The sequence below is a fragment of the Pseudomonas sp. TR47 genome (assembly GCF_044143025.1).
Taxonomy (GTDB): Bacteria; Pseudomonadota; Gammaproteobacteria; order Pseudomonadales; family Pseudomonadaceae; genus Aquipseudomonas; species Aquipseudomonas putida_E.
On sequence record NZ_JBHFCS010000010.1, the window covers coordinates 56,967 to 79,637 of the forward strand.

Annotated in this window: 21 protein-coding genes and 1 pseudogene; 14 read left to right on the forward strand and 8 right to left on the reverse strand. The window is 62.5% G+C overall.

Annotated features, from left to right (window positions below; genetic code table 11):
- The first annotated feature begins 94 nt into the window (after positions 1-94).
- On the forward strand, positions 95-364 hold the full coding sequence (locus ACEWE8_RS12935; protein WP_046788063.1) for a DUF3077 domain-containing protein: 270 nt from the start codon (positions 95-97) through the stop codon (positions 362-364).
- A 207-nt stretch (positions 365-571) separates the two neighbouring features.
- Here the strand turns inward: ACEWE8_RS12935 and ACEWE8_RS12940 are convergent, their stop codons facing one another.
- Positions 572-1,873, reverse strand: a complete 1,302-nt coding sequence (locus ACEWE8_RS12940; protein ID WP_046788064.1) for a mechanosensitive ion channel family protein — start codon at positions 1,871-1,873, stop codon at positions 572-574.
- Positions 1,874-1,978: 105 nt separating this feature from the next.
- Between ACEWE8_RS12940 and ACEWE8_RS12945 the strand changes: the two genes are divergently transcribed.
- Entirely contained in the window at positions 1,979-3,337 is a 1,359-nt protein-coding gene (locus tag ACEWE8_RS12945) for a DEAD/DEAH box helicase (RefSeq protein ID WP_012315652.1), read from the forward strand.
- A 119-nt stretch (positions 3,338-3,456) separates the two neighbouring features.
- Here ACEWE8_RS12945 and ACEWE8_RS12950 read toward each other — a convergent pair whose 3' ends face one another.
- Positions 3,457-3,729, reverse strand: coding sequence for a hypothetical protein (locus ACEWE8_RS12950; RefSeq protein WP_046788065.1), 273 nt, complete (start codon positions 3,727-3,729; stop codon positions 3,457-3,459).
- Between the two features lie 175 nt (positions 3,730-3,904).
- Here ACEWE8_RS12950 and ACEWE8_RS12955 point away from each other — a divergent pair, with 175 nt between their 5' ends.
- The 7 genes and pseudogenes from ACEWE8_RS12955 to ACEWE8_RS12985 all read left to right on the forward strand — a co-directional run bounded on the left by ACEWE8_RS12955 (position 3,905) and on the right by ACEWE8_RS12985 (position 8,745).
- Entirely contained in the window at positions 3,905-4,669 is a 765-nt protein-coding gene (locus ACEWE8_RS12955) for an SDR family NAD(P)-dependent oxidoreductase (RefSeq protein ID WP_046788066.1), read from the forward strand.
- Between the two features lie 96 nt (positions 4,670-4,765).
- Entirely contained in the window at positions 4,766-5,767 is a 1,002-nt protein-coding gene (eutH, locus tag ACEWE8_RS12960; protein WP_046788067.1) for an ethanolamine utilization protein EutH, read from the forward strand.
- A gap of 85 nt (positions 5,768-5,852) precedes the next feature.
- Positions 5,853-6,558, forward strand: a pseudogene (locus ACEWE8_RS12965) (LuxR C-terminal-related transcriptional regulator).
- 171 nt (positions 6,559-6,729) lie between these two features.
- Entirely contained in the window at positions 6,730-7,008 is a 279-nt protein-coding gene (locus tag ACEWE8_RS12970; protein ID WP_046788068.1) for a BrnT family toxin, read from the forward strand.
- The gene (locus ACEWE8_RS12975) at positions 6,986-7,240 is read left to right on the forward strand and encodes a BrnA antitoxin family protein (protein WP_012315648.1); all 255 of its coding nucleotides are present in this window, start codon (positions 6,986-6,988) and stop codon (positions 7,238-7,240) included. The genes ACEWE8_RS12970 and ACEWE8_RS12975 overlap by 23 nt, the downstream gene beginning before the upstream one ends.
- A gap of 77 nt (positions 7,241-7,317) precedes the next feature.
- Entirely contained in the window at positions 7,318-7,713 is a 396-nt protein-coding gene (locus ACEWE8_RS12980) for a transcriptional regulator (RefSeq protein WP_012315647.1), read from the forward strand.
- Between the two features lie 105 nt (positions 7,714-7,818).
- Positions 7,819-8,745: a DMT family transporter gene (locus tag ACEWE8_RS12985; RefSeq protein ID WP_046788069.1), complete on the forward strand. Its 927-nt coding sequence runs from the start codon at positions 7,819-7,821 to the stop codon at positions 8,743-8,745.
- 130 nt (positions 8,746-8,875) lie between these two features.
- Here the strand turns inward: ACEWE8_RS12985 and ACEWE8_RS12990 are convergent, their stop codons facing one another.
- Complete coding sequence (locus ACEWE8_RS12990; protein WP_046788070.1) at positions 8,876-10,045, reverse strand: MFS transporter; 1,170 nt, start codon at positions 10,043-10,045, stop codon at positions 8,876-8,878.
- A gap of 106 nt (positions 10,046-10,151) precedes the next feature.
- On the opposite strand from ACEWE8_RS12990, the gene ACEWE8_RS12995 reads away from it, so the two are divergent.
- Together ACEWE8_RS12995 and ACEWE8_RS13000 are read left to right on the forward strand one after the other, a co-directional pair.
- A complete protein-coding gene (locus tag ACEWE8_RS12995) occupies positions 10,152-11,045 on the forward strand; it encodes a LysR family transcriptional regulator (RefSeq protein WP_046788071.1) in 894 nt (297 codons plus the stop codon).
- Between the two features lie 124 nt (positions 11,046-11,169).
- A complete protein-coding gene (locus tag ACEWE8_RS13000) occupies positions 11,170-11,298 on the forward strand; it encodes a PA1414 family protein (RefSeq protein WP_008090807.1) in 129 nt (42 codons plus the stop codon).
- 147 nt (positions 11,299-11,445) lie between these two features.
- Here the strand turns inward: ACEWE8_RS13000 and ACEWE8_RS13005 are convergent, their stop codons facing one another.
- Complete coding sequence (locus ACEWE8_RS13005) at positions 11,446-12,825, reverse strand: sodium:solute symporter (protein WP_046788072.1); 1,380 nt, start codon at positions 12,823-12,825, stop codon at positions 11,446-11,448.
- A gap of 133 nt (positions 12,826-12,958) precedes the next feature.
- Positions 12,959-13,909 carry an agmatinase gene (gene speB / locus ACEWE8_RS13010; RefSeq protein ID WP_012315641.1) on the reverse strand — a complete coding sequence of 317 codons (951 nt, stop codon included), beginning with the start codon at positions 13,907-13,909 and terminating at the stop codon, positions 12,959-12,961.
- A gap of 224 nt (positions 13,910-14,133) precedes the next feature.
- Between speB and ACEWE8_RS13015 the strand changes: the two genes are divergently transcribed.
- The 3 genes from ACEWE8_RS13015 to ACEWE8_RS13025 all read left to right on the forward strand — a co-directional run bounded on the left by ACEWE8_RS13015 (position 14,134) and on the right by ACEWE8_RS13025 (position 17,405).
- Entirely contained in the window at positions 14,134-15,027 is an 894-nt protein-coding gene (locus ACEWE8_RS13015) for a LysR family transcriptional regulator (RefSeq protein WP_012315640.1), read from the forward strand.
- 137 nt (positions 15,028-15,164) lie between these two features.
- On the forward strand, positions 15,165-16,730 hold the full coding sequence (locus tag ACEWE8_RS13020; protein ID WP_046788073.1) for a PAS domain-containing methyl-accepting chemotaxis protein: 1,566 nt from the start codon (positions 15,165-15,167) through the stop codon (positions 16,728-16,730).
- A gap of 75 nt (positions 16,731-16,805) precedes the next feature.
- A complete protein-coding gene (locus ACEWE8_RS13025) occupies positions 16,806-17,405 on the forward strand; it encodes a tRNA-uridine aminocarboxypropyltransferase (RefSeq protein WP_046788074.1) in 600 nt (199 codons plus the stop codon).
- A 79-nt stretch (positions 17,406-17,484) separates the two neighbouring features.
- On the opposite strand, the gene ACEWE8_RS13030 is transcribed toward ACEWE8_RS13025, so the two are convergent.
- The 3 genes from ACEWE8_RS13030 to ACEWE8_RS13040 all read right to left on the reverse strand — a co-directional run bounded on the left by ACEWE8_RS13030 (position 17,485) and on the right by ACEWE8_RS13040 (position 22,438).
- Positions 17,485-18,840, reverse strand: coding sequence for an HlyD family type I secretion periplasmic adaptor subunit (locus ACEWE8_RS13030; protein WP_046788075.1), 1,356 nt, complete (start codon positions 18,838-18,840; stop codon positions 17,485-17,487).
- Between the two features lie 9 nt (positions 18,841-18,849).
- Positions 18,850-20,985 carry a type I secretion system permease/ATPase gene (locus ACEWE8_RS13035; protein ID WP_144415512.1) on the reverse strand — a complete coding sequence of 712 codons (2,136 nt, stop codon included), beginning with the start codon at positions 20,983-20,985 and terminating at the stop codon, positions 18,850-18,852.
- Positions 20,986-21,064: 79 nt separating this feature from the next.
- Positions 21,065-22,438, reverse strand: coding sequence for a TolC family outer membrane protein (locus tag ACEWE8_RS13040; protein ID WP_046788077.1), 1,374 nt, complete (start codon positions 22,436-22,438; stop codon positions 21,065-21,067).
- Positions 22,439-22,671: the final 233 nt, after the last annotated feature.

Genomic DNA, 22,671 nt, shown 5'->3' on the forward strand with positions numbered 1-22,671 from the left:
CGCATCATGATTTGTCTGGGGCTGGCTCTTTGGGAGCACGGCTTGCCGGCGATAGGGCCAGCTCAGGCATTTACAGCTTCAGGGAGATGAACCTATGGTCATCGAAGAAACGAAATTCACCGTCGGCAAAACAACCTTCTATCAAGGTGAAAACCGGACCCATCCTCTGTTTCGCATCGAGCCCGGCATTCCTTGCCAGAATGCCCGTGAACAAGCCTCAGAACTGATCGGCTATGCCCGCGACCTGTCCATCGACGGGCTGATGGAAGATAAACCCCAGCTGCTCTGGGCTTCCCATTATCTCTGCGCCCTGGCAAAGGCCCTGCTCGATGATGCTGAATTGGGCATGATGAAGACTCCTTGAAATAGGCACGAAAGACGACATCACGACCAGCGTCAACGAAATCCGTGCAGATGGATCCGCTCGTACTCGGCCACACGGGGTTATGCGGGGTGATTTGGGGCTGCTGCGCAGCCCTTTCGCGACACAAGGCCGCTCCTACGGAGAACGCAAATCCCCGGTAGGAGCGGCCTTGTGTCGCGAAAGGGCCGCAAAGCGGCCCCAACAATCTCAAGCCTCGCTCATTTCTTCCAGGCGACGCGGCACTGGCTCTACCGAAGCGCGCCCCGCCAGCCCCACGCGCATGTCATTGCCGCTCGGCTGCTGATACAAGCTCAGCCCAAACTCCGGCAACACCGCCAGCAGGTAATCGAAGATATCGCCCTGGATCCGTTCGTACTCGGCCCACACGGTCGTGGTGGTGAAGCAGTAGATCTCCAGCGGCACCCCCTCGGCGCCGGTCTGCATCTGCCGGACCATGCAGGTCATGCCCTGGTGCACGTTGGGGTGGTTCTTCAGGTAGGCCAGGGCAAAGGCGCGGAAGGTGCCGATGTTGGTCAGCTGGCGGCGGTTGGCCGACAGCTCGGCCACCGGCCCCAGGGCTTCGTTCCATTCATGGAGCTCCTGGCGCTTGCCGGCCAGGTAGTCAGCGAGCAGGCGCACTCCGCTCAGGCGCTGTTCTTCTTCTCGGGTGAGAAAACGCACGCCCGCCGCATCGATGAACAGGCTGCGTTTGATCCGCCGGCCGCCCGATTGCTGCATGCCGCGGTAGTTGCGGAACGACTCGCTCATCAGCCGCCAGGTGGGGATCGAGACAATGGTCTTGTCGAAGTTCTGCACCTTCACCGTGTGCAGGGTGATATCGACCACATCGCCATCGGCGCCGACCTGGGGCATTTCGATCCAGTCGCCGACGTGCAGCATGTCGTTACTGGTGAGCTGCACGCTGGCGACGAACGACAACAGGGTGTCCTTGTACACCAACAGCAATACTGCCGACATCGCACCCAGGCCTGACAGCAGCAACAGGGGTGAACGGTCGATCAGGGTGGCGACGATGACGATGGAGGCGAAAATCCACAGCATCATCTTCGCCAGTTGCACATAGCCCTTGATCGAGCGGGTGCGGGCATGTTCGGTGCGGGCATAGATGTCGAGCAGGCCATCGAGCAGGCACGACAGCGCCAGGGTCATGAACAGCAGGGTAAACGCCAGCGCCATATTGCCAAGGAAGTGCTGGGCGGTATCGGACAGCTCCGGTACCAGTTTCAGCCCGAACTGGATGACCAGCGACGGTGTGGTCTGCGCCAGGCGGTGAAACACCTTGTTGTGGCGCAGGTCGTCGAGCCATTTGAGCGCAGGCTGGCGGGCCAGCAGGCGCGTGCCGTGCAGGATCAGAAAGCGCGCCAGGCGGCCGATTACCAGGGAAACCAGCAGCAGCACGGCCAGGCCGATGGCGGCGTGGAGCATCGGGTGTTGGTCGAGGGTGCCCCACAGGTCGAGGCTGTCGCGCCAGAGTTTTTGCATATCCATGAGCTTGAGTACGGTCTTTGCTTGCGAAACGAAGCGCCATTAGAGCGCGGATGGCGACAAAGTTGCCAAAAGAAATTCGGCTCCGGCTGCAGAAAACGTTACCCTATGCAACTGAATTTCCCGCACTTGCCTGAGGTTACCTCCGTGTTCTCCCAATTCGCCCTGCATGAACGCCTGCTTAAAGCCGTGGCCGAGCTTAAATTTGTCGAGCCAACACCGGTGCAGGCCGCGGCCATCCCCTTGGCCCTGCAAGGGCGTGATCTGCGTGTGACCGCGCAGACCGGCAGCGGCAAGACCGCGGCCTTCGTCCTGCCGCTGCTCAACCGCCTGGTCGACCTGAAAGGCGCGCGCGTCGAGATCCGCGCGCTGATCCTGCTGCCGACCCGCGAGCTGGCCCAGCAGACCCTCAAGCAAGTGCAGCTGTTCTCGCAGTTCACCTACATCAAGGCGGGCCTGGTCACCGGCGGTGAGGACTTCAAGGAACAGGCCGCCATGCTGCGCAAGGTGCCGGACGTGCTGATCGGCACCCCGGGCCGCCTGCTCGAGCAGCTCAATGCCGGCAACCTCGACCTGTCCCACGTGCAGGTGATGATCCTCGACGAAGCCGACCGCATGCTCGACATGGGCTTCGCCGAAGACATGGAGCGCCTGTGCAAGGAGTGTGAGAACCGCGAGCAAACCCTGCTGTTCTCGGCCACCACCGGCGGCGCTGCCCTGCGCGACATCATCGGCAAAGTGCTGAAAGACCCTGAGCACCTGATGCTCAACAGTGTTTCGCAGCTGGCCGAAGGTACCCGCCAGCAGGTCATCACCGCTGACCACGACCAGCACAAAGAGGCGATCGTGCAGTGGCTGCTGGCCAACGAAAAATTCGACAAGGCGATCATCTTCACCAACACCCGCGTGCTTGCCGACCGTATCTACGGCCACTTGGTCGCCAAGGACGTAAAAGCGTTCGTGTTGCACGGTGAAAAGGACCAGAAGGACCGCAAGCTGGCCATCGAGCGCTTCAAGCAGGGCAGCTCCAAGGTGCTGGTAGCCACCGACGTGGCGGCCCGTGGCCTGGACATCGACGGCCTGGACCTGGTGATCAACTTCGACATGCCGCGCAGCGGCGACGAGTATGTGCACCGCATTGGCCGTACCGGCCGTGCCGGCGGCGAAGGCCTGGCGATTTCGTTGATCACCCACAATGACTGGAACCTGATGTCCAGCATCGAACGCTACCTCAAGCAGCAGTTCGAGCGCCGTGTGATCAAGGAAGTGAAGGGCACCTACAACGGGCCGAAGAAGGTCAAGGCGTCGGGCAAGGCTGCCGGCACCAAGAAGAAAAAGACCGAGAAGAAAACTGGCGACAAGAAGGCCGTGAAGCGCAAGCCTACCGCCAAGCCGAAGGCCAATGCACCGCTGACCAGCTCCGATGGCCTGGCACCGCTGAAAAAGCGCAAGCCTGCTGCTGAGTAATCAGTCAATGCTGGCCCTATCGCCGGCAAGCCGGCTCCCACAGGTACTCCATCAGCCTCAAGGGCGATGCGATCACTGTGGGAGCTGGCTTGCCGGCGATTGGGTCTTGATGTAATAGATCAATCCGCCTTCTTCTCCGCCTCCTTCAGCTCCTTGATCCGCTTGTCGATCAGCTGACACTTGTCGGGCAAGTCCTTGCTCGCCGTCCCCAGCTCCATCCCCTGGAGCTCATCGTTAATTTCCTTGGCTTTCTGCGGGTTCTGTTCGGTCAGCTGGCTCACCAGCCCGGCCAGTTCTTCACGTTTCTGGGTGGCCTCTTCCGGCGTGCAGGCCCAGGCGGGCAGGGCGCAGAACAGGGCGGTCGCACAGGCGATGCGCAGCAGCGGTTTCATCCTTTATACCTCCGGCGGTGGGGATGCCCGGTGGAGGCGCCTGCATGCCGGTAAGTTCCGCCTCCACGACCGGCGGAAGCCCCTGTGCACCTGGCCTATACCCCTGGGTATATGAACCCCGACTGCCCTCGGCTCTAGTTTGGAGCCACAACCAGAACAACCGAGGAGCAGACCCATGGATCGATTGAAAGGCAAGGTGGCACTGATTACCGGCGGGGCAGGGGGATGTGGCCTGGCAGCGTCGGAGCTGTTTGCCGCCGAGGGCGCCAAGGTGGCGATCCTCGACTTGCCCAGCAGCCAAGGTGAAGCCGTAGCGGCGCGCATCAATGCAACGGGCGGACAAGCCCTGTTCGTCGCGGCAGACGTTTCCGTGGCCGATCAGGTGCACCGCGCCGTCAGCCAGGCCCAGGCGCACTTCGGGCCGATCACGGTGCTGATGAATCACGCAGGCATCATCGCTGCCGGGCCCTTTCTGGAGACCAGCGAAGCCGATTGGGACCGTTTGATGAGCGTCAACGTGAAAAGCATGTTCCTGGTGACCAAGGCAGTGCTGCCGGGCATGCTGGCCGCCGGTGGCGGCAGCGTGATCTGCACGTCGTCGATTTCGGCCGTGGTGGGCACGCCGATGGAAGTGCTCTACTGCACCACCAAGGGCGCCTGCCACATGTTCGCGCGTGCTTTGGCCGTGGAATACCGCGACCAGCACATCCGCAGCAACGCCATTTGCCCGGGCTTCATCGGCACCGCCCACGGCCGGCGCGAACTCGACCTGCTGCGCGGCTACGGTGTGGATGCCTCCGACGAAGCCATCAAGACCATGCAGGGCCGGCTTTGCGACCCCGCCGAAGTGGCCGCTGCCGCACTGTTCCTCGCCAGCGACGAGTCGAGCTTCGTCAGTGGCTCGCACCTGTTCGTCGACAACGCCTACACCGCCATGTAACACCCGGCCGGCACCGTGCTGCCGGCCCTACAACAACAAAAGGCTACACCCTTCAATTCTGCCCCCAAGCCAACTCCAACAACACAGAGGCAGCAGATGGAAAACATAGGCACCTACGTCATTTACGTGATCATGGCCTGCGCCGTGGTCGGCGCCATCGCGTCGATCATCAATGCAGAATCAGAACTGGCCAAAGAATTCACCGCTGGCCTGCACAGCATCGGCCCGATCTTCATCCCGGTGGGCCTGGCCATGCTCAACAAGGCCGACCACAAGTACATGGCACTGGGCATCATGGCCGGTTTGCTGAGCATTCCGATCAGCATCGTACTGATTGCCATGGGCATGCAGGCCATGGGCCTTGGCGTGCGCCCGGACATCGCCACCGCAGGCGCGGCGACCCAGGCGCTGCACTTCACCCTGCCGACCTTGCTGCGCAACTTGTCGCCGCTGATCCTGTTCTGCGTGGCGCTGGCGGCGGCCCTGCGGTACTTCCCCAACCTGATGGTGAGCCTGTTCCTCAAGCTGGGGCAATTGATGTACGCGGCGGCGACGCTGGTACTGGTGGCGTCGATCGTCGAGTACTTCACCGGTGCATTCACTGCGCTGTTCGGCGGCTGGGGCTTTGCGCCGATCATCGCTGACAAGGACGACCAGTTCCGGGCGCTGGAAATTGCCGGTTACGTCGGCATCATGCTGTGCGGCGCGTTCCCGATGGTCTACCTGATCAAGCGCTTCCTGTCGCGGCCGATCGAAACGGTGGCCTCCAGGTTTGGCCTGTCGCCGGTGGGCGCTGCCGGCGTGCTCGCTGCTTCGGCGAACATCCTGGCAATGTTCCGCCTGGTGGGCGACATGCCGCCGAAAGACAAGGTGCTGGTGATCGCCTTCGCCGTGTGCGCAGCCTTCACCTTTGGTGACCACCTGGCCTATTCGGCCAACTTCCAGCCCACGCTCATTGGCCCGCTGATCATCGGCAAACTTGCCGGCGGCCTGCTGGGCATGCTCCTGGCCTACTGGCTGGCAGTGCCTAAAGCTGAGGAACTGGGCCGCCAGGAGCAACAGGCGGGGCTGTTGCCGGTCAGCGCACCGTTGTACTGACGGGGCCAGGCATCGTTCAATGCCGTCCGGCGCGTGCCGCAGGGCGGCATGCGTGCCCCTCTTTCCACCCGCACAGGCCGCAGCCATGAACAGCGACCACGCCAACCGCCTGGCCACGGTGATTCGCAGCATCGGCAGCGACGCACTGGGCCCGGCCATCGACACTGCGCTCAAGGGCGTGGTCGATTTCGACATGAGCTGCGCTTACCTGTTTCGCTTCAACCAGCCGGCGCTGTTGGTGCACGATGGCTACAACCAGCGGGTGACCGAGCGTACGCTCAAGGCGTATCTGCGTGGGGGCTATTTGCTCGACCCGTTCTACGTCGCTTGCACCAACAATGCACCACGGCAGCTTGATCGAAGAAATCGGCTTCATCGTCCCTGTGCGCCCACGCACGGCGCTGGTGTTTTCCTTGATGCGCGGCTTGCACAAGGGGGCGTTCGAAACCGATGAAACCCAACGCCTCGCTGCGCTGACGCCGCTGATCGATGCCATTTTCAGCCAGCACCTGCACCTTGCTCATGCCGAAGACCTGGCCGACCCGCAGGACTCGGACAGCCAGTTGGAAGACGCCTTCGTCGATATCCTCCAGGGCCAGTTGACCGAAACCCAGCGGCATGTGGCCAAGCTGATTTTGCAGGGGCACAGCAGCCAGTCGATCTCGCGGGCGCTGGGGATTTCGGAAGGGACGGTCAAGGTGCACCGGCACAACATCTGGCAGCGGTTGGGGATTGCCGGGAATGCGGAGTTGTTTCGGTTGTTTATTGGCTATCTCACGAAGCAGCAATGATCTGAAGGCTATGGCCTGTAATGGATCTGTGCGGCTTTTCTATCTCGGCTGTAATCCCTTTCCGAAACTGGCGTTTAACCTCCTGGCCCCATTGATGCGCGAGTGACCTCGTCCTAGTCTCGCGATGAAAGAGGAGGTATCGTATGTACATCTGTAAATACAGGGCGCCCCATGATATTTGAGTGGGACGCAACGAAAAATCAAACCAATATCCGAAAGCACGGCATCGATTTCGCTGATGTGCCCGACATGTTCAACCATCCCATGTTGACCCGACGGGACGACAGCGCACAATACGCTGAGGAGCGCTGGGTAAGCTTGGGATGGCTCAATGCCTTGCTTGGGGTAGTCGTGTACACGGAGAGGCAGGGTGAGGTAATCCGCATCATTTCCGCACGTAAAGCCACCAGATGGGAGGCCAAACACTATGACCAAAGCATCGAAAACTGATTGGAGCCGCCTGGCTCAAATGGACGATAAAGATATTGATACCTCGGATATCCCCGAGTTGGACCAGGCTTTCTTCCAGCAGGCTGAACTGCGTGTCCCGGCGAAGCAGGCAGTAACCATTCGCCTGGACGCTGATGTCCTCACCTGGTTCAAGGATCAGGGGGCGGGTTATCAGACGCGGATTAATCAGTTGCTGCGCCAGTACATGCAAGCCCAGCAGCGCCAGCGCTGAGATCTTTTGGAACGCACCAGACCCGCGACCGGTCCCAAGCTGTGTACCCCATGCGTCCACAGCAAGAGGCCATAGCCATGAGCATTACCTACGACTGGGACCTGATCGAGCGCTTGCTGCACGAAGTGCAGAACGGCGCCGGTCACAGCTTCACACCACGCCCCTATGCCGAGCAGCACGCTGCGGCTCTGGCCGCCGAGGGCCAGCCGGTGGGGGATGTGGACCATCTGAAAACCCGTGCCTGCGAGTACGAGAAGCTGCTATTCGAGCGCGGCTTCGTCGAGAGCCGGCCGCCAGAGGATGGCGGCAATGGAGAGAACTTCGTGCTCACCGAGCGCGGGTCGCGGCTGTTGAGCCTGATCGACAGCAGCATCCCGGGCTTCGAGCACCCGCGCCAGGTACTGGATGACCAGGAAGATGCGCTGGACGAAACCACCTTCGAGCACGTGTCTGCAAAAGCGCAGATCGCTTGAGGTCGTTTTGAGGCTGGCAAGGTCGGCCAAGGAAACCCGATAATCGGTGTTCTTTGAAAACTGCCGAGCCTTGCCCATGCCATCGATCACTCAGGAGGGCCGCCTATGAGCGCGGCCCGCAAGAGCCCCGACGCCTTTGCCTTTCAGGTGATGCTCGGGCTGTGCCTGATCTGGGGTTGCCAACAGGTACTGATCAAGTCTGCGGCGGTTGATATTGCGCCGGTGATGCAGGCCGCTCTGCGCAACGGCCTTGCGGCGGTGCTGGTCGGCTTGATGATCTGCTGGCGCGGTGGCTGGGGGCAGGTGGGGAGCACCTGGCGTGGCGGGTTGCTGGCCGGCGGTTTGTTTGGCCTGGAGTTCCTGTTCATTGCCGAGGGGCTGAAGCTGACATCGGCGGCGCACATGTCTGTGTTCCTCTATACCGCGCCGGTGTTCACGGCACTTGGGTTACATTTCATGCTGCCCAGCGAGCGGCTGCGCCTGCTGCAGTGGCTGGGCATTCTGTTGGCGTTCGGCGGAATTGCTACTGCGTTTGCCGGGGGCGTGTCGTTCGAAGAAATGGACGGGCGCATGCTGCTCGGCGATGCCTTCGGTGTGCTGGCCGGTTTGGCTTGGGGTGCGACGACCGTGGTGGTACGGGGCTCGCGTTTGTCCGAGGCGCCTGCGACGTTGACCCTCTTCTACCAACTGGCAGTAGGTTTTGTCGGGTTAGTGCTGATCGCCTTGCTCAGCGGGCAGATCGACAAGGTCTCGTGGACGCCCTTGGCGGTCGGCAGCGTGCTGTTCCAGGGCATTGTGGTGTCGTTTGTCAGCTACCTGACGTGGTTCTGGTTGCTGCGTAAGTACTTGGCCTCGAATTTGGCGGTGTTTTCCTTTATTACCCCATTATTTGGGGTGACGTTTGGCGTGCTCTTGCTGGATGAACCGCTTAGCGTGAATTTTGTGCTCGGGGCCGTAATGGTTTTGCTCGGCGTGGTGCTGGTCAGTGCCGAGCCTTGGGTGAAGCAGCAATTGCGCAGGTTTGTGGGATAGGGGTTGCTGTTACTGGCCCTATCGCCGGCAAGCCGGCTCCCACAGGTACCCCACTAAACCTGAGGGCAGTGGGGCATCTTTGGGAGCCGGCTTGCCGGCGACAGGGCCGGTATTGATCAAGCTTGATCAATCACGCAACCCGCCCTGCAATTTGGCAGTTCTGGTTGTTGCGTGTGCCGGTAAGAACCAATACCCCCGCCAGCCCCAACCCAGCCGCCGCAGTTACCAGCGCCGGCTGCAGGCTCCCGCTGTAATGGTTGCTCAACGCCGCCAGCAACGGCCCGCTCAATTGCCCCAGCGCAAAGCACGCAGTCAACAGCCCGGCATTGCGCTGCGTCGCATGCGGCGCGAGCTCCCGCGAGCGTTGCATCACCAACTGCATGCATGCCAGGAACGGCGTACCGCACAGCACTACGCCCAAGGCGAGGCCAAGGCCACCGCCCATCAGGCAGGCCAGCACGCCAAGGCCTTGCAGCCACAAGGTCGCGCTCAGCCAGGCCGAAGTGCGGCCGGCGCGTCGCACACTCACCAGCACCACGCCCATCGCCGCCGCCACACCAAACGCTGGCCAGAACAGATCGGCCATCCAGTTGCCCTGGAACTGTTGGTTGGCCATTTGCGAGAGGAACGTGGCCGGCAGGATGTAACCCACGCCATACAAGGCATACACCAGGCCAAGGCGGCCAATGCCAACGCTGCGCGTCACCCCTTGCTGCGCCGTGCGCGGTACCACGGCGGGTTCCTGAGCGCGAGGCAGCCAGGGGTACACAGCCAGCAGCATGACCAGCGCGGCAACGGCATACACCAGCCATAACGCTGCCGAGCTCATACCGAGCAAGTGAGCGAGCAATGCCAGCAGGCCGGTGACGGCGATGCCCAGGCCGGGCCCGGCGAACACCAGGGCGCCCAGGCGCGGACGGTTGTTGGCGTTGGCCAGTTGCTGGCTGAGGCTGGTGATCATCACCAGCACCCAGGCACTGGCAACACCCGTGCCGAAGCGCAGCAGCAGGTGGCTCCAGAACCCGTCCGCAGCCCAGGACGCCAGGGTCAGCACTGCGCAAAGCCACAGGCCGCCATGCAGGCGCAGCCTGACCTGGGCGGGGGTGCGGGCGAACATGGCGTCTGCCGCGCCAATGAAATAACCCAGGTAGTTGGCCGCCGCGACCAGGCCGGCGGCGGTCAGGTCGAACTGGCCTTCGGCGATCAGTTGCGGCAGTTGTGGGGTGAGAGCGAAGCGGCCGATGCCCATGGCCATCATCAGGGCTACGGTGCTGGCCAGCAGTTGTACGAACGGCGACATGAGGACACTCCTGCGCGGGTGTAAACGATGGATGGCAGGTTAGGGCGCTTTTGTTTTCAATAAAATTGAATAATGATGATCAAGTTGTTCTGTTTTGGAGAATGTCATGGAGTTCAGCCAGCTGCGTATCTTCCAGGCGGTCGCAGAGGAAGGTTCCATCACTCGCGCCGCCGAGCGCCTGCACCGGGTGCCGTCGAACCTGTCCACGCGCTTGCGCCAGCTTGAAGAGCAACTGGGCGTGGAGCTGTTCTTGCGTGAACGCCAGCGTCTGCAGTTGTCACCCGCTGGCAAGGTGCTGCTGGATTACGCCAACCGCCTGGCGGCGCTGCGTGACGAAGCCATGGCGGCGGTACAGGGCGGGCAGCCGGCCGGCGACTTCGTCCTGGGCACCATGTACAGCACGGCGGCCATTCACCTGCCAGTGCTGTTGGCGCGCTACCATCAGGCCTATCCTGCCGTTAACTTGCAGGTGCAGGCTGCCCCCAGTGGCGAATTGCTCGAGGGGTTGCTCAGCCACCGCCTGGACGCCGCACTGGTGGACGGGCCTCCGAGCCTGGCGGGGCTCGATGGCGTGCCCTTGTGCGAAGAAGAACTGGTACTGATCACCAGCCCTGAACACCCAACAGTGCACAGCGCCAGGGATGTGGCGGGCAAGGCGGTGTTCACCTTCCGCCAGGGCTGCTCCTACCGGATGCGCCTGGAGGCGTGGTATGCCCATGCACATACGCCCATGGGGCGGGTAATGGAGATCGAGTCTTACCAGAGCATGCTGGCCTGTGTGATAGCCGGCGCGGGCGTGGCGCTGATGGCGCAATCGATGCTCGACAGCCTGCCGGGGCGTGACCGCGTGCGGGTCCATCGCCTGCAGGCGCCGTTCGATCAGGCGGTGACCTGGCTGATGTGGCGGCAGGGGATGCGAGGGGCGAATTTGCAGGCGTGGGTCGATTTGCAACAAAGCGAAACGATTAACCAGCCGTCGGAATCCACCGTTTCCGCTTGATCCGCGTCAAACTTGCCCCTATCTGTAAGTACAAGGGCATGCGTAATACAGGACATCGGGCTATGATCTGTATGAAACATCGCAGGATTGATTGACCGAGAGGCTGACCCGTCAAGGGGGCACTATGAAAAACCAAATGTTCAACTGGCTCCACGACTTGGCTGTCGCCCTGGGGCTGATACCACCACCCTTGCAGCCGGTGCCTATCCCGACTGATGAAGAGCAGCGCAGGCGCCAGCCGCGTCGTCGTTGAAACCAACAAAAGCCGCGATATCAGAGATGATGCCGTGGCTTTTTTGTTGGTTGTTTTCGGGGCGTTGTGCATGCGGTCGAGCGCATGCCTGGGTTGCGCCGGCACCTTTGGGATCGAGCGCTGCCTGGGCGACGCTCGATCTCACCCTCAAGCCAGCTTCACCACCCCTACCGGTTTACGCGACAGCAGGCTGACCAGCACGAAACTCACCAGGCCAACCGCCAGGCTGTAGTAGATCGGCGTATTGGCGTCCAGCCCGTCCTTGAACATGAACCACAGCGCCGTGGCAAAGCCCAGCGACATGCTGGCGATGGCCCCTGCAGTGGTTGCACGTTTCCAGAAGATAGCCCCGATCAGCGGGATCAGCATGCCGCCGACCAGCAGGTTGTAGGCCAGCGTCAGTGCGCTGATCACATCGTTCACCGCCAGGGCGATGCCCAACACCACCAAGCCGGTGAGCAGGGTGAACAGGCGGCTGACACCCAGGCTCGACTGCTTGCCGCCACGCAGTTTTGGCAGCAGGTCTTCGGTAATGGTGGTCGAGGCGGCCAGCAGGCCGGCGCTGGCGGTCGACATCATCGCTGCCAGGGCAGCGGCCATCAGCAGGCCACGGATACCATCAGGCAACTGGCTCTTGATCATCTCGGCGAACGCGTTGTTCGGGTTGGCCAGGTCCGGCATCAGCACATGCGCGGCCATGCCGATCAGGGCGCAGGCCAGGCCATATAGCACGCAGTACAGGCCTGCAGTCGTGCCGGCGCGTTGGCAGACCTTCTCATCACGGGCGGTGAACACCCGCTGCCAGATGTCCTGACCGATCAGGATGCCGAAGAAGTAGATCAGGAAGTAGGTGATGATGGTGTCCCAGCCGATGGTGGTCCAGGCGAAGCTGGCCGCCGGCAGCTTGGCTACCAGGGTGTCCCAGCCACCGGCGTTGTACAGGCACACCGGCAGCAGGATGAACATCAGGCCCACGGTCTTGATCACGAACTGGACGATATCGGTCAGGGTCAACGACCACATGCCGCCGATGGTCGAATAGACCACCACCACACCGCCGCCGAGCAGCAGCGACATCCAGAACGGCAAGTCCAGCAACACCTGCAGGACAGTTGCCATGGCCAGGGTCGAGGTGACGCCGATCATCAGCGCGTAGGCCAGCATGATTGCCGCACTGGCCTGGCGCGCCATGGGGTTGTAGCGACGTTCCAGTACCTGGGTCACGGTGAAGATCTTCAGGCGCAGCAGCGGTTTGGCGAGGAACAGGTTGAGGGCGATGATGCCCAGGCCCAAGGCTGCGCACAGCCAGAAGCCGGAGATGCCGTGCACATAGCCAAGGCGCACGGTGCCGACGGTGGAGGCGCCACCGAGCACGGTGGTGGCCATGGTGCCCATGTACAAGGTCGGGCCCAGGTTGCGCCCTGCCACCAGATAGTCTTCGTGGGTTTTTGCGCGCCGCATGCCATACCAGCCCAGCCCGAGCATGCCGGCGGTATAGATCATTACAACAATGATGTCCAAGGCCATTGGGGGTCTCCCGATTATCTTTATTATGGCGAGATCGACCGCTCAGGCGGGTTCACGGCGCCTGGCGGTCTTGTCTTGTGTTGGCGGGCCTCTGTGGCCCTCCCTCATGGCTCCTGCCGGGGTGCAGCAAGTTTCAGCGGCGCACGACGCCGGGCAGCACGCAGAGCATTTCGAACAGCAGGTTGGCACCGAGCAGCGAGGTGTTGCCGGTGGTGTCGTAAGGCGGGGAGACTTCGACAAGGTCACAGCCGATCAGGTCCAGGCCGTGGCAGCCGCGAATGATCTCCATCGCCTGGATGGTGGTCAAGCCGCCGATTTCCGGGGTGCCGGTGCCCGGGGCCCAGGCCGGGTCGATACCGTCGATGTCGAACGACAGGTACACCGGGCCGCCGCCGACTTTTTCGCGCACTTCGGCCATCAGCGGTTCCAGTGACTTGTGCCAGCACTCTTCGGCCTGCACCACGCGAAAGCCCTGGCGGCGGCTCCAGTTGAAGTCGTCGGCGGTGTAGCCCTGGGCGCGCAGGCCGATCTGGACCACGCGGTCGCAATCGAGCAGGCCCTCTTCCACCGCGCGGCGGAAGGTGGTGCCGTGGGCGATTTTCTCACCGAACATGTGATCGTTGACGTCGGCGTGGGCGTCGATGTGCACCAGCCCGATCTTGCCGTGCTTCTTGTGCAGGGCGCGCAGGATCGGCAGGGTGATGGTGTGGTCGCCACCCAGCGTCATCGGGATGACATTGTGCTCGACAATCTCGTCGTAGGCCTCTTCGATGATGCGCACGGCGTCGAGCAGGTTGAAGGTGTTGATCGCCACGTCACCGATGTCGGCCACCGACAGCGAGTCGAACGGGGCGGCACCGGTGGCCATGTTGTACGGGCGGATCATCACCGATTCGGCGCGGATCTGCCGTGGGCCGAAGCGGGTGCCGGAGCGCAGCGAGGTGCCGATGTCCAGCGGCACGCCGATGAACGCGGCGTCCAGGCCTTCGGCGCTTTGCAGGTGGGGGAGACGGAGCATGGTGGCGATGCCGCCGAAACGCGGCATTTCGTTGCCGCCCAGTGGTTGATGGAGAACTTTGTCCACGGTGGGCCTCATCAGTCGGTCGATTGTTTTGTTTGTTCGAACCTGTGCCGCCGCGCGCCTTGAAATGTGGTTATGCCGGCGGGCAGGGACATTTCGGCCAAGTCTGCTCAAGGTAGTGCGTGGGAAAAATCGCTACCGGCAAATACTTACTTCAGGAATTTCTGAACTAAACGCCACCGCAGCGGTTAGACTGCGCGCAAATGACACAGCGGAACCGTTGCACCATGGCCTCGACCTTGCCCGACCTGAAACTGCTGCGCATCTTTGTCAGCGTGGTGCGCCACCAAGGCTTCGCCAATGCCCAGCGCGATCTCAACCTGTCGACCTCGGCCATCAGTACCTACATGAGCCAGCTCGAAGGCGCCCTGGGCATCGTGCTGTGCCACCGCGGGCGTGGCGGTTTCAGCCTGACCAGCAAGGGCGAGCTGTTCCATCAGGAGACCTTGCGCCTGCTGGCGGAGCTCGATGGCTTCGAGCAATACGCCGCAGCGCTCAAGGGTGAGCTGCGCGGTACGCTCAACCTCGGGGTGATCGACTCGACCGTGGGCGACCGCGCGCTGCCGTTGGCTGAAGCGATCGGAGCCTACAGCCAGGAGCACCCTGCGGTGCACCTGCACCTTTCGGTATCCAGCCCCTATGAGCTGCAGCTTGGCGTGCAGGACAACCGCCTGGACCTGGCCATCGGGGCGTTCTCCTCGCGCATGAGTGGCCTGGTTTACCAGCCGCTGTACCGCGAGCAGCACTGGTTGTACTGCAGCAGCCGCCACCCTTTGTTCGCCGAGCGGCGTATCCCCGAACCGGTGGTGACCCAGCAGCGCATGGTCGGGCGCGGTTACTGGAGCCAGGCGGAGTTGGCCCGGCATGGCTTCAAACACAGCGCGGCGACCGTCGAAAGCATGGAGGCGCAGCTCATTCTGATCCTGTCAGGTGCCTATATCGGCTACCTGCCCGAGCACTATGCCCAGGCTTGGGTCGACAAGGGCGACCTGCGCGTATTGTCTCCGGCCACTTTCGGCTATCAGGCGCCATTTTCGCTGATAATCCGCCGCGGTCGCAGCCGTGAACCCTTGATTCAGACCTTCCGTGACCTGCTCAAAAGCCAGCTCAATGTTGGCTGATGAACAGGACGTTTTGGTCATTCCGTCGGGATGAATAAATTTCCTACAAACCTGACTACTACGCTGATGGCGTTCTGCTAAACCTCTACTTGCTTTGATGATTTTCCCCTTCATCTATACAAGCAAGGACCGCCCAGATGCGCATGAATTTGCCCGTCACTGAGCATGAAAGAACGTTTTCCAGCGACCAGCGGCTGATCTCTACCACCGACCTGAACAGCCGCATCACCTACTGCAACGACGCGTTCGTGGCCATCAGCGGGTTCACCTACGACGAGCTGGTGGGCCAGAGCCACAACCTGGTGCGTCACCCCGACATGCCACCGGCGGTTTTCGGGCATATGTGGGACACCATCAAACAAGGCAAACCCTGGATGGGCGTGGTGAAGAATCGCGCCAAGAACGGTGATTTCTACTGGGTGAGTGCTTATGTCACCGCCATTTATGAAAACGGCCGCATCAGCGGCTACGAGTCGGTGCGTTCGGTGCCCAGCCGTGAGCAGATCCGCCGCGCAGAACGGCTGTATGCGCGTCTGCGCGCCGGTCGCCCGGCTGTAGCCTGGGCCGCGCGGCTGGGGCGTGGCGTTGGCGATGGCTGGCCGCTGATAGGCGCAGGCCTGTTGTCGGCCGCCGGCTACCTTTGGTTACCACCCTATGCAGCGCTGGGCGTGCTGATGGCCAGTATGCTGTTGGCCTGGTACCTGATCGAACAACGGCATAACCAGGCGATCCGCCGCACACTGGCCGAACATCCCAAGGCCTTCACCAGCCCGCTGGTTGCGCTGACGTACAGTGACAATCCGGGCCTGCACGGCCAGCTCGACCTGGCGATCATCAGCGAGGAAGCGAGGCTGCAAACCGCCCTGACACGCCTGGTGGACGCCGGCGTCGGCGTGAAGTCGCGGGCCGCCCAGTCAGCCGACCTGTCCGATGCCCAGGCGCAGATGCTCGACCGCCAACGCAGTGAGACCGATCAGTCGGCCACCGCCATTGCGCAGATGGCGGCGACCATTCAGGAAGTCACGCATAACGTGCAAAGCACCGCGCATGCTGCGGGCGATGCCGATCAGTTGGCGCAGCAGGGCAGCGAACTGGCCCGGCAGAGCCTCAAGGCGATGGGCAGCATGAGTGAGGCGGTCAGCGACATCGGCCAGGCGGTCAACGCCCTGGCTGAGCAGACCCAGTCGATCGGCAGCGTGGTCGACACCATCACCTCGATTGCCGAACAGACCAATTTGCTGGCGCTCAATGCCGCGATCGAGGCGGCGCGCGCGGGTGAGCAGGGCAGGGGCTTTGCCGTGGTGGCCGATGAGGTGCGCTCGCTGGCCCAGCGCACGCGTACCTCGACCGAGGAAATCCACCAGATCATTGCCTCCCTGCGCACTGGCGCCGAGCGAGCGGTAAGCACGGCCAGCCGCGGTGAGCAGATCTCACGGGACAGCGTGCACAGTGTCGAGGCGGTGCAGTCGGCGCTGGCCGGGATTGCCCAGGCGGTCAGCCGCATCACCGGCATGAGCCAGCAGATGGCGACGGCGTCGGAGCAGCAGAGCCACGTGGCCGAAGACATCAACCAGCAGATCGTGCGCATCGCCCAGTTGTGTGACCAGACGGCAGGGCAGGCCAAGCAGGGGGCTGAAATCAGCCAGGACCTGGAGCGAATGGCCGAGTATCTGCACAGCCTGGCAGAGCGCTTCAACCGCTGATTTACCGCCTCTCCCACATGGATGTGGGGCTTTTCCTCAGGGCTGTGGCACACTGCGCCCGGTAAGGAGAAACCGATGTCCAGACCCCGCTGCGAGCGCTGCCTGCGCCCGCTCGATCACTGCCTTTGCCCACTGATCCCCTCGCTCGACAGCCGCACCCGCGTGGTCCTGCTGCAGCACCCCAGTGAAACCTCGCACGCCCTGAATACCGCACGCCTGGCTGCCCTTGGCCTGGTCAATGCCGAGTTGCGCGTGGGCGAGGTGTTTGAAGACCTGGGTGATTTGCTGGATGCACCTGAGTATCGGCCGGTGCTGTTGTTCCCAGGTGAGCAGGCCCAAGTGCTTGCAGCCTACGGCGATACAGGCGACAGGCCGCTCATGCTGATAGTCCCCGATGGCACCTGGCGCAAGGCTCGCAAGCTTTTGTACCTCAATCCGCTGCTCGAAGCGTTGCCCAGGGTGACGCTGGCGCAGGTGGCGCCCTCGCGCTACCGCGTGCGCAAGGCGCCGGAGCCGGGAGCGGTGTCGACCATAGAGGCGGTGGTGCAGGCATTGAATGTGCTGGAGCAGCCGGCCTGTTTCGATGAGTTGCTGCGCCCGTTCGAAGTGTTGATCGAGGGGCAGATCAGGGCAATGGGGCTTGAGACGTTTCAAAGAAATCACGGTGAAGGCTGACACCTGCACTGTCAGTGCCGTTTTCTCCACACGATTGCACCCTCGCGGGTAACCCCGCGAACGGGCCCTGGCAAACCGTTCACCGCTCCCGCAACGCCTCGGTCCGTGCCTTGAGCACCGGCTTGAGCAGATAATCCAGCACACTCTTCTGCCCGGTGATGATATCCACCGTGGCCACCATCCCGGGGATGATCAGCAGCGGCTTGTTATCGCCGCCCAAGTGGTTCTTCTCGGTGCGCACCTGAATCAGGTAAAACGCATTGCCCTTGTCATCGGTCACGGTATCGGCACCGATCAACTCAAGCTTGGCCTTCATGCCGCCATAAATGGTGTAGTCATACGCACTGAACTTCACCATCGCCGGCTGCCCCGGGTGCAGGAATGCCACGTCCTGTGGCCGCACCTTGGCTTCGATCAGCAGGTTGTCCTCGATCGGCACGATCTCCACCAGGTCGCTGCCTGGCTGCACCACCCCGCCAATTGTGTTGACTTTGAGCATCTTGACGATGCCGTGCACCGGCGAAACCACGGTAGTGCGGTTGACTCGGTCGTCGATGGCGATGCTGGTGGCGGTGATCTTCGACAGCTCCGTGCGTTTGTCGTTGAGCTCCTTGGCGGCCTCGGAGCGGAAGCTGGCATCCGATTCCTGGATCTTGCTCCTGATCTCGGCCACGGCGGCCTCGGCGCGAGGGATGGCCAGGCTGGTGGCGTTGAGCTGGCCGCGAGCTTCGACCGTGCGTTGCTTGAGCCGCAGGATTTCCACCGGTGAAATGGCACCCTTGCTCACCAGCGGCGCGGACATGTTTAGTTCCTGCTGCAGCAGGCCTACCGCCGAACGGTACTGTTCGACCTTGGAACGGAACTCGGCCAATTCCTGGGTCTTTTGTCGCAACTGCTCGTTGAGGGTCTGCTTTTCACTGGCCAGGCGGCGCTGGCGCGAGTCGTACAACGACAATTCGTCCTCGGCCACTTGCGGCGCCTTGGCGCGGACCTCCTCGGACAGCACCAAGGGCCGCCCTTCGGCTTCGGCGGACAGGCGCTCGACCTGGGCGGTCAAGGCATAGCGGTCAGCCTCGCTTTCACCTTTGTTGGACTTGAACCGCGTGTCGTCCAGGCGCAGCAGGGTGGCGCCTTTGTCCACCATCTGGCCTTCGCGCACGAAAATCTCAGTGACGATGCCGCCCTCCAGGTTCTGCACCACCTGCACCTTGCTCGAAGGGATCGCCTTGCCTTCGCCGACGGTTACCTCGTCGAGCACTGCCAGGCTCGCCCAGGTCAAGGCCGCGAGCAGTAGCGCCGCTGCCAGCCACACGGTCAGGCGTGACAGGCGCGGGGAATCTTGCAGGGTGGCGCTGGCCAGCTCTGGCATGTAGTCGTGTTCGGTGCGCTTGTCGGCGCTGCTGTGGGAACTGCGCACGCTGTGGCCGATGGGCATGGAAACCTCCTAGAGAGCTGCGCCGATGCGGCCCTTGCGCAGGGCATCGATAACCGCATCCTTTGGCCCGTCGGCGACGATCTTGCCGTTGTCCAGTACCAGCAGCCGGTCCACCAGGCTAAGCATCGAGGTGCGGTGGGTGACCAGCAGCAGGGTCTTGCCGGGCACCCAGTTCAGCAGTCGCTGGCGCAGTTGCTCTTCGCTGCTGTTGTCCATGTGGCTGGTAGGTTCGTCGAGGATCAGGATGGGTGGCTCCAGCAACAGCGCGCGGGCCAGCAGCACGGCCTGGCGCTGCCCGCCGGAAAGCAATTGGCCACGTTCGCCCACCGGGCGGTCGAAACCCTGCGGGTGCTGGCGGGCCAGCTCGCTGACGCCGGTCAGTTCGGCCACTTCGAGCATGCGCGCATCGCTTACGTGGCGGGCACCGAGGGTCAGGTTGTCACGCAGGCTGCCGGCCAGCAGCGGCAGGTCATGGGCGACGTAGCCAAGCTGGCTGCGCAGGTCGGCGATGTCCAGTTGGCGCAGGTCGAGGTTGTCCAGCAATACCTGGCCTTCTTCCGGGTGATGGAAGCCCATCAGCAGGCGGCCCAGGGTGCTTTTGCCCGAGCCGCTGCGGCCGATGATGCCAATCCGCTCACCCGGCTTTATGGCCACGTTCACATCCTGCAGTGCCGGGCTGGCCTGTGCCGGGTAGCGGAAGCTGACATGGCTGAGGGTCAGGCCGCCCTTGAGCGCGGTGTGCTCCAGGGCTTGCTGTTCGGCCTGGCGCTCTTGCGGCAGGGCCATCAGGGCATCGGTGCTGCGCATCGTCAGTTGCGCTTGCTGATAGCGGGTGATCAGCCCTGCAATCTGGCCGAGCGGTGCCAGCACCCGGCTACCGAGCATGTAGCTGGCGACCAGGGCGCCGACACTGAGGTTGCCAGCGATGATGCTGTACACCCCGGCGACGATGGTGGCCATGCCGCAGAACTGCTGGATGAACAGTGTGCCGTTGCTGGCCAGCGACGACAGGTTGCGGGCGTGGGCGTCGAGGCGGGCCATGGCGCCATTGGTGTGTTCCCACTGGTACTGGCGCTCGCTCTCGGCACCGCAGGCCTTGAGGGTTTCCAGGCCGCCGAGGGTTTCGATCAGCAGTGCCTGGCGTACCGCACCGAGGCTGAGGCTTTTTTGCACGGTGTCGCGCAGGCGTGCCTGAATGAACAGGGCAAAGCCCACCGCCAGCGGGAAGGCGATCAGTGGGATCAGTACCAGCCAGCCGCCCAGCAGGCCGATCACCAGTAGCATGAGGGCGACGAAGGGCAGGTCGATGATGCTGGTCAGGGTGACTGCGGTGAGGAATTCGCGCAGGCCCTGGAAGTCATGGATGCTCTGGGCGAAGCCGCCGATGCTGGCAGGTTTGGCTTTCATGGCCATGCCGGTGATGCGTTCGAACAGGGCGGCGGAGAGGATCAGGTCGGTCTTCTTGCCGGCCTGGTCCAGCAGGTGGGCGCGCACCATGCGCAGCACCAGCTCGAAGGCGGTGCCGATGAACAGGCCAGCGACCAGCACCCATAAGGTCGAAAGTGCCTGGTTGGGTACCACGCGATCGTAGGTCTGCATCACGAACAGCGGCACCATCAGGCCCAGCAGGTTGATCAGCAGGCTGGCCAGCAGGGCATCGCCGTACAGCCAGCGGGAATGGCGCAAGGTATCGCGGAACCAGGCCTCCACCCGTGGCAGCAGCGGTGAGCGGACTTCCTCCAGGGTATGACGGGGTCGTGCGAACAAAGCGTGACCTGCGTAGGCCTGTTCCAGCGCCTCGCGCTCTACCCATTGTTCGCCGCCCTCAGCCTCGCAGGGCAGGATCAGCGCCCGGCCATCTTCGCCCCAGCGCTGCAGCACGGCGCTGCGGCCGTCGTTGAGCAACAGCAGCACCGGCAGGTTGAGCGGCGAAATGGCCTCCAGCTCACGCTGCAGCACACGCCCTTGCAAACCGGCACGCGCCGCAGCGCGTGGCAGCAAATCCGCACCCAGGCGTTGCTGGAGCAGTGGCAGCCCACTGCTCAGGCTGGCGCGGCTGGCCGGCCGACCGTGCAGGCGGCACAGAATCAGCAGGCCATCGAGCAGGGGGTCATCGACATCGGGGCGCGGTTGTGCGCTTTGCATACTGGTCACGATGAACTACTCCCGCCACGGTGTAAGGGGGATGAGGCGCGGTGCTGAGTGCCAGTTGCGTGGGGCTGGCTCAACGCATGTCGGGCAACCTGGCCTCGGTGCGTACGTCGTTGTTGGCGATGGCCTCCGGCGGCAGTGAAATACGCTGTTTGCTCAGCAGCTCACCCATGGTCGCCAGCACGCGATACATCGAGTACTCCTCGGTGTAACGCACCTCGGTGTAACGGCGGTTGGCGTTGTACAGCTCATTCTCGCTGTCCAGCACATCGAGCAGGGTGCGTTGGCCCAGGCCGAACTGGTCCTGATAGGCGGCGCGCACACGTTGCGTCGTTTCTGCGTACTCGCGGGCGGTAGGGGTCTGTTTACGGGCGTTGTTCATGGCGTTCCAGGCCAGGCTGAGGTTTTCGGTCAGCTCGCGCAGCGCGTTGTTGCGGATGTCCAGTGCCTGGTTGATCTTGTGCGCGTCGGACTGCAGGCGGGCCTTGTCGCTGCCGCCGCGGAACAGGTTGTAGCTGAGCTCGACGCCGGCCTGCCAGTCGTTGTTGCTGTGGCCTTTTTCGCCACCGAGGTTGTTGTTGGCGCCGGTGGCCAGCACCGCGTCCAGCCGTGGGTAGAAAGGCGATTTGGCCACTTCGTACTGCTGCTCGGCGGCATTGACGTCGGCCTGGGCAGATTTCAGGTAGGGGTTGTTCTGGCGCATGCCTTCGCGCGCCTCGTCCAGAGTGCCAGGCATTTCCACCTTGACCGATTGCGGGCCTTCCAGCTCATCCGGCAGGCGGCCGACCACGCTGTAGAAGTTGGCCTCGGCATCGGCCAGGTCGACCTCGGCGGTGTCCAGGTTGTTTTCCGCCAGAGCCCGGCGTGCGCGGGATTGGTCAAGGTCGGCGGTGCTGCCTACGCCCCGCTCGCTACGCAGGCCTATCTGATCGCTGACGCGCAGGTGCGCCTGCAGGTTGTTCTTTGCCAGGGTCACCAACTCTCGGCGCTTCAGTACTTCCAGGTACACCTCGATGGCGCGCAGGGCGACATCTTGGGCGACGGCCTGAGTGTAGTAGGCGCGGGAGGTGGCCACCGCCTCGGTACGGCCCACTTCGTTGGCTGTGTTGAAACCATCGAAGATCATTTGCCGAAGGCGCAACTCCGACTGGGTGTAGTTCAGGGTTTCTTTGTTGTGGTTGCGGGTACCGTCAGCGTTCAGGCCGCGGGTATTGATGTTGTCCGAGCGCTGTCTGCCGTACCCGGCTACCAGATCGACGGTTGGATAGTACCCACCACGGGCAAATTTCACGTCCTCGTCGGCTGACAACCTGCTGTTACGGTTGGAGCTTATTTCCGGGTGGTAGTCCACGGCGCTCTGGACAGCCTCGGTGAGCGACATCGCCTGAACGTTGGCGCACGCCATGGCCAACAGAATTGCACTGGTGATGGGGTTGAACCTGCGCATGGGGTACTTCTCCCTGATCTCAAAATGGCCCTGCTTCTTCTCGCCAAAAAAATGACGATTTTTATCGTTCAAACCGTTTCATGTTTGTAACAACAGAGCTAAGAACATTTAGCGCGCGAGCTAAGAAGATTTTTTCATAAGTGATATGCGAAAAAAAACTTATGCGCTCTATCGAAACCAAGACATTGTTTCATTCAAGTGATTTCGGAAGCCGCTGTAGCCTGCGAGTTTCC

What these genes read in the sequence shown, in the direction of transcription:
- ACEWE8_RS13040 (WP_046788077.1), bottom strand. Translation starts at nt 22,438, where the DNA reads ATGCGCAGGTTCAACCCCATCACCAGTGCAATTCTGTTGGCCATGGCG.
- ACEWE8_RS13035 (WP_144415512.1), bottom strand. Translation starts at nt 20,985, where the DNA reads ATGCAAAGCGCACAACCGCGCCCCGATGTCGATGACCCCCTGCTCGAT.
- ACEWE8_RS13020 (WP_046788073.1), top strand. Translation starts at nt 15,165, where the DNA reads ATGCGCATGAATTTGCCCGTCACTGAGCATGAAAGAACGTTTTCCAGC.
- ACEWE8_RS12945 (WP_012315652.1), top strand. Translation starts at nt 1,979, where the DNA reads ATGCAACTGAATTTCCCGCACTTGCCTGAGGTTACCTCCGTGTTCTCC.
- ACEWE8_RS13015 (WP_012315640.1), top strand. Translation starts at nt 14,134, where the DNA reads ATGGCCTCGACCTTGCCCGACCTGAAACTGCTGCGCATCTTTGTCAGC.
- ACEWE8_RS12975 (WP_012315648.1), top strand. Translation starts at nt 6,986, where the DNA reads ATGACCAAAGCATCGAAAACTGATTGGAGCCGCCTGGCTCAAATGGAC.
- ACEWE8_RS12970 (WP_046788068.1), top strand. Translation starts at nt 6,730, where the DNA reads ATGATATTTGAGTGGGACGCAACGAAAAATCAAACCAATATCCGAAAG.
- ACEWE8_RS12955 (WP_046788066.1), top strand. Translation starts at nt 3,905, where the DNA reads ATGGATCGATTGAAAGGCAAGGTGGCACTGATTACCGGCGGGGCAGGG.
- ACEWE8_RS12995 (WP_046788071.1), top strand. Translation starts at nt 10,152, where the DNA reads ATGGAGTTCAGCCAGCTGCGTATCTTCCAGGCGGTCGCAGAGGAAGGT.
- ACEWE8_RS12990 (WP_046788070.1), bottom strand. Translation starts at nt 10,045, where the DNA reads ATGTCGCCGTTCGTACAACTGCTGGCCAGCACCGTAGCCCTGATGATG.
- ACEWE8_RS13025 (WP_046788074.1), top strand. Translation starts at nt 16,806, where the DNA reads ATGTCCAGACCCCGCTGCGAGCGCTGCCTGCGCCCGCTCGATCACTGC.
- ACEWE8_RS13000 (WP_008090807.1), top strand. Translation starts at nt 11,170, where the DNA reads ATGAAAAACCAAATGTTCAACTGGCTCCACGACTTGGCTGTCGCCCTG.
- ACEWE8_RS12985 (WP_046788069.1), top strand. Translation starts at nt 7,819, where the DNA reads ATGAGCGCGGCCCGCAAGAGCCCCGACGCCTTTGCCTTTCAGGTGATG.
- ACEWE8_RS13005 (WP_046788072.1), bottom strand. Translation starts at nt 12,825, where the DNA reads ATGGCCTTGGACATCATTGTTGTAATGATCTATACCGCCGGCATGCTC.
- ACEWE8_RS12935 (WP_046788063.1), top strand. Translation starts at nt 95, where the DNA reads ATGGTCATCGAAGAAACGAAATTCACCGTCGGCAAAACAACCTTCTAT.
- ACEWE8_RS12940 (WP_046788064.1), bottom strand. Translation starts at nt 1,873, where the DNA reads ATGGATATGCAAAAACTCTGGCGCGACAGCCTCGACCTGTGGGGCACC.
- eutH (WP_046788067.1), top strand. Translation starts at nt 4,766, where the DNA reads ATGGAAAACATAGGCACCTACGTCATTTACGTGATCATGGCCTGCGCC.
- ACEWE8_RS12980 (WP_012315647.1), top strand. Translation starts at nt 7,318, where the DNA reads ATGAGCATTACCTACGACTGGGACCTGATCGAGCGCTTGCTGCACGAA.
- ACEWE8_RS13030 (WP_046788075.1), bottom strand. Translation starts at nt 18,840, where the DNA reads ATGCCCATCGGCCACAGCGTGCGCAGTTCCCACAGCAGCGCCGACAAG.
- ACEWE8_RS12950 (WP_046788065.1), bottom strand. Translation starts at nt 3,729, where the DNA reads ATGAAACCGCTGCTGCGCATCGCCTGTGCGACCGCCCTGTTCTGCGCC.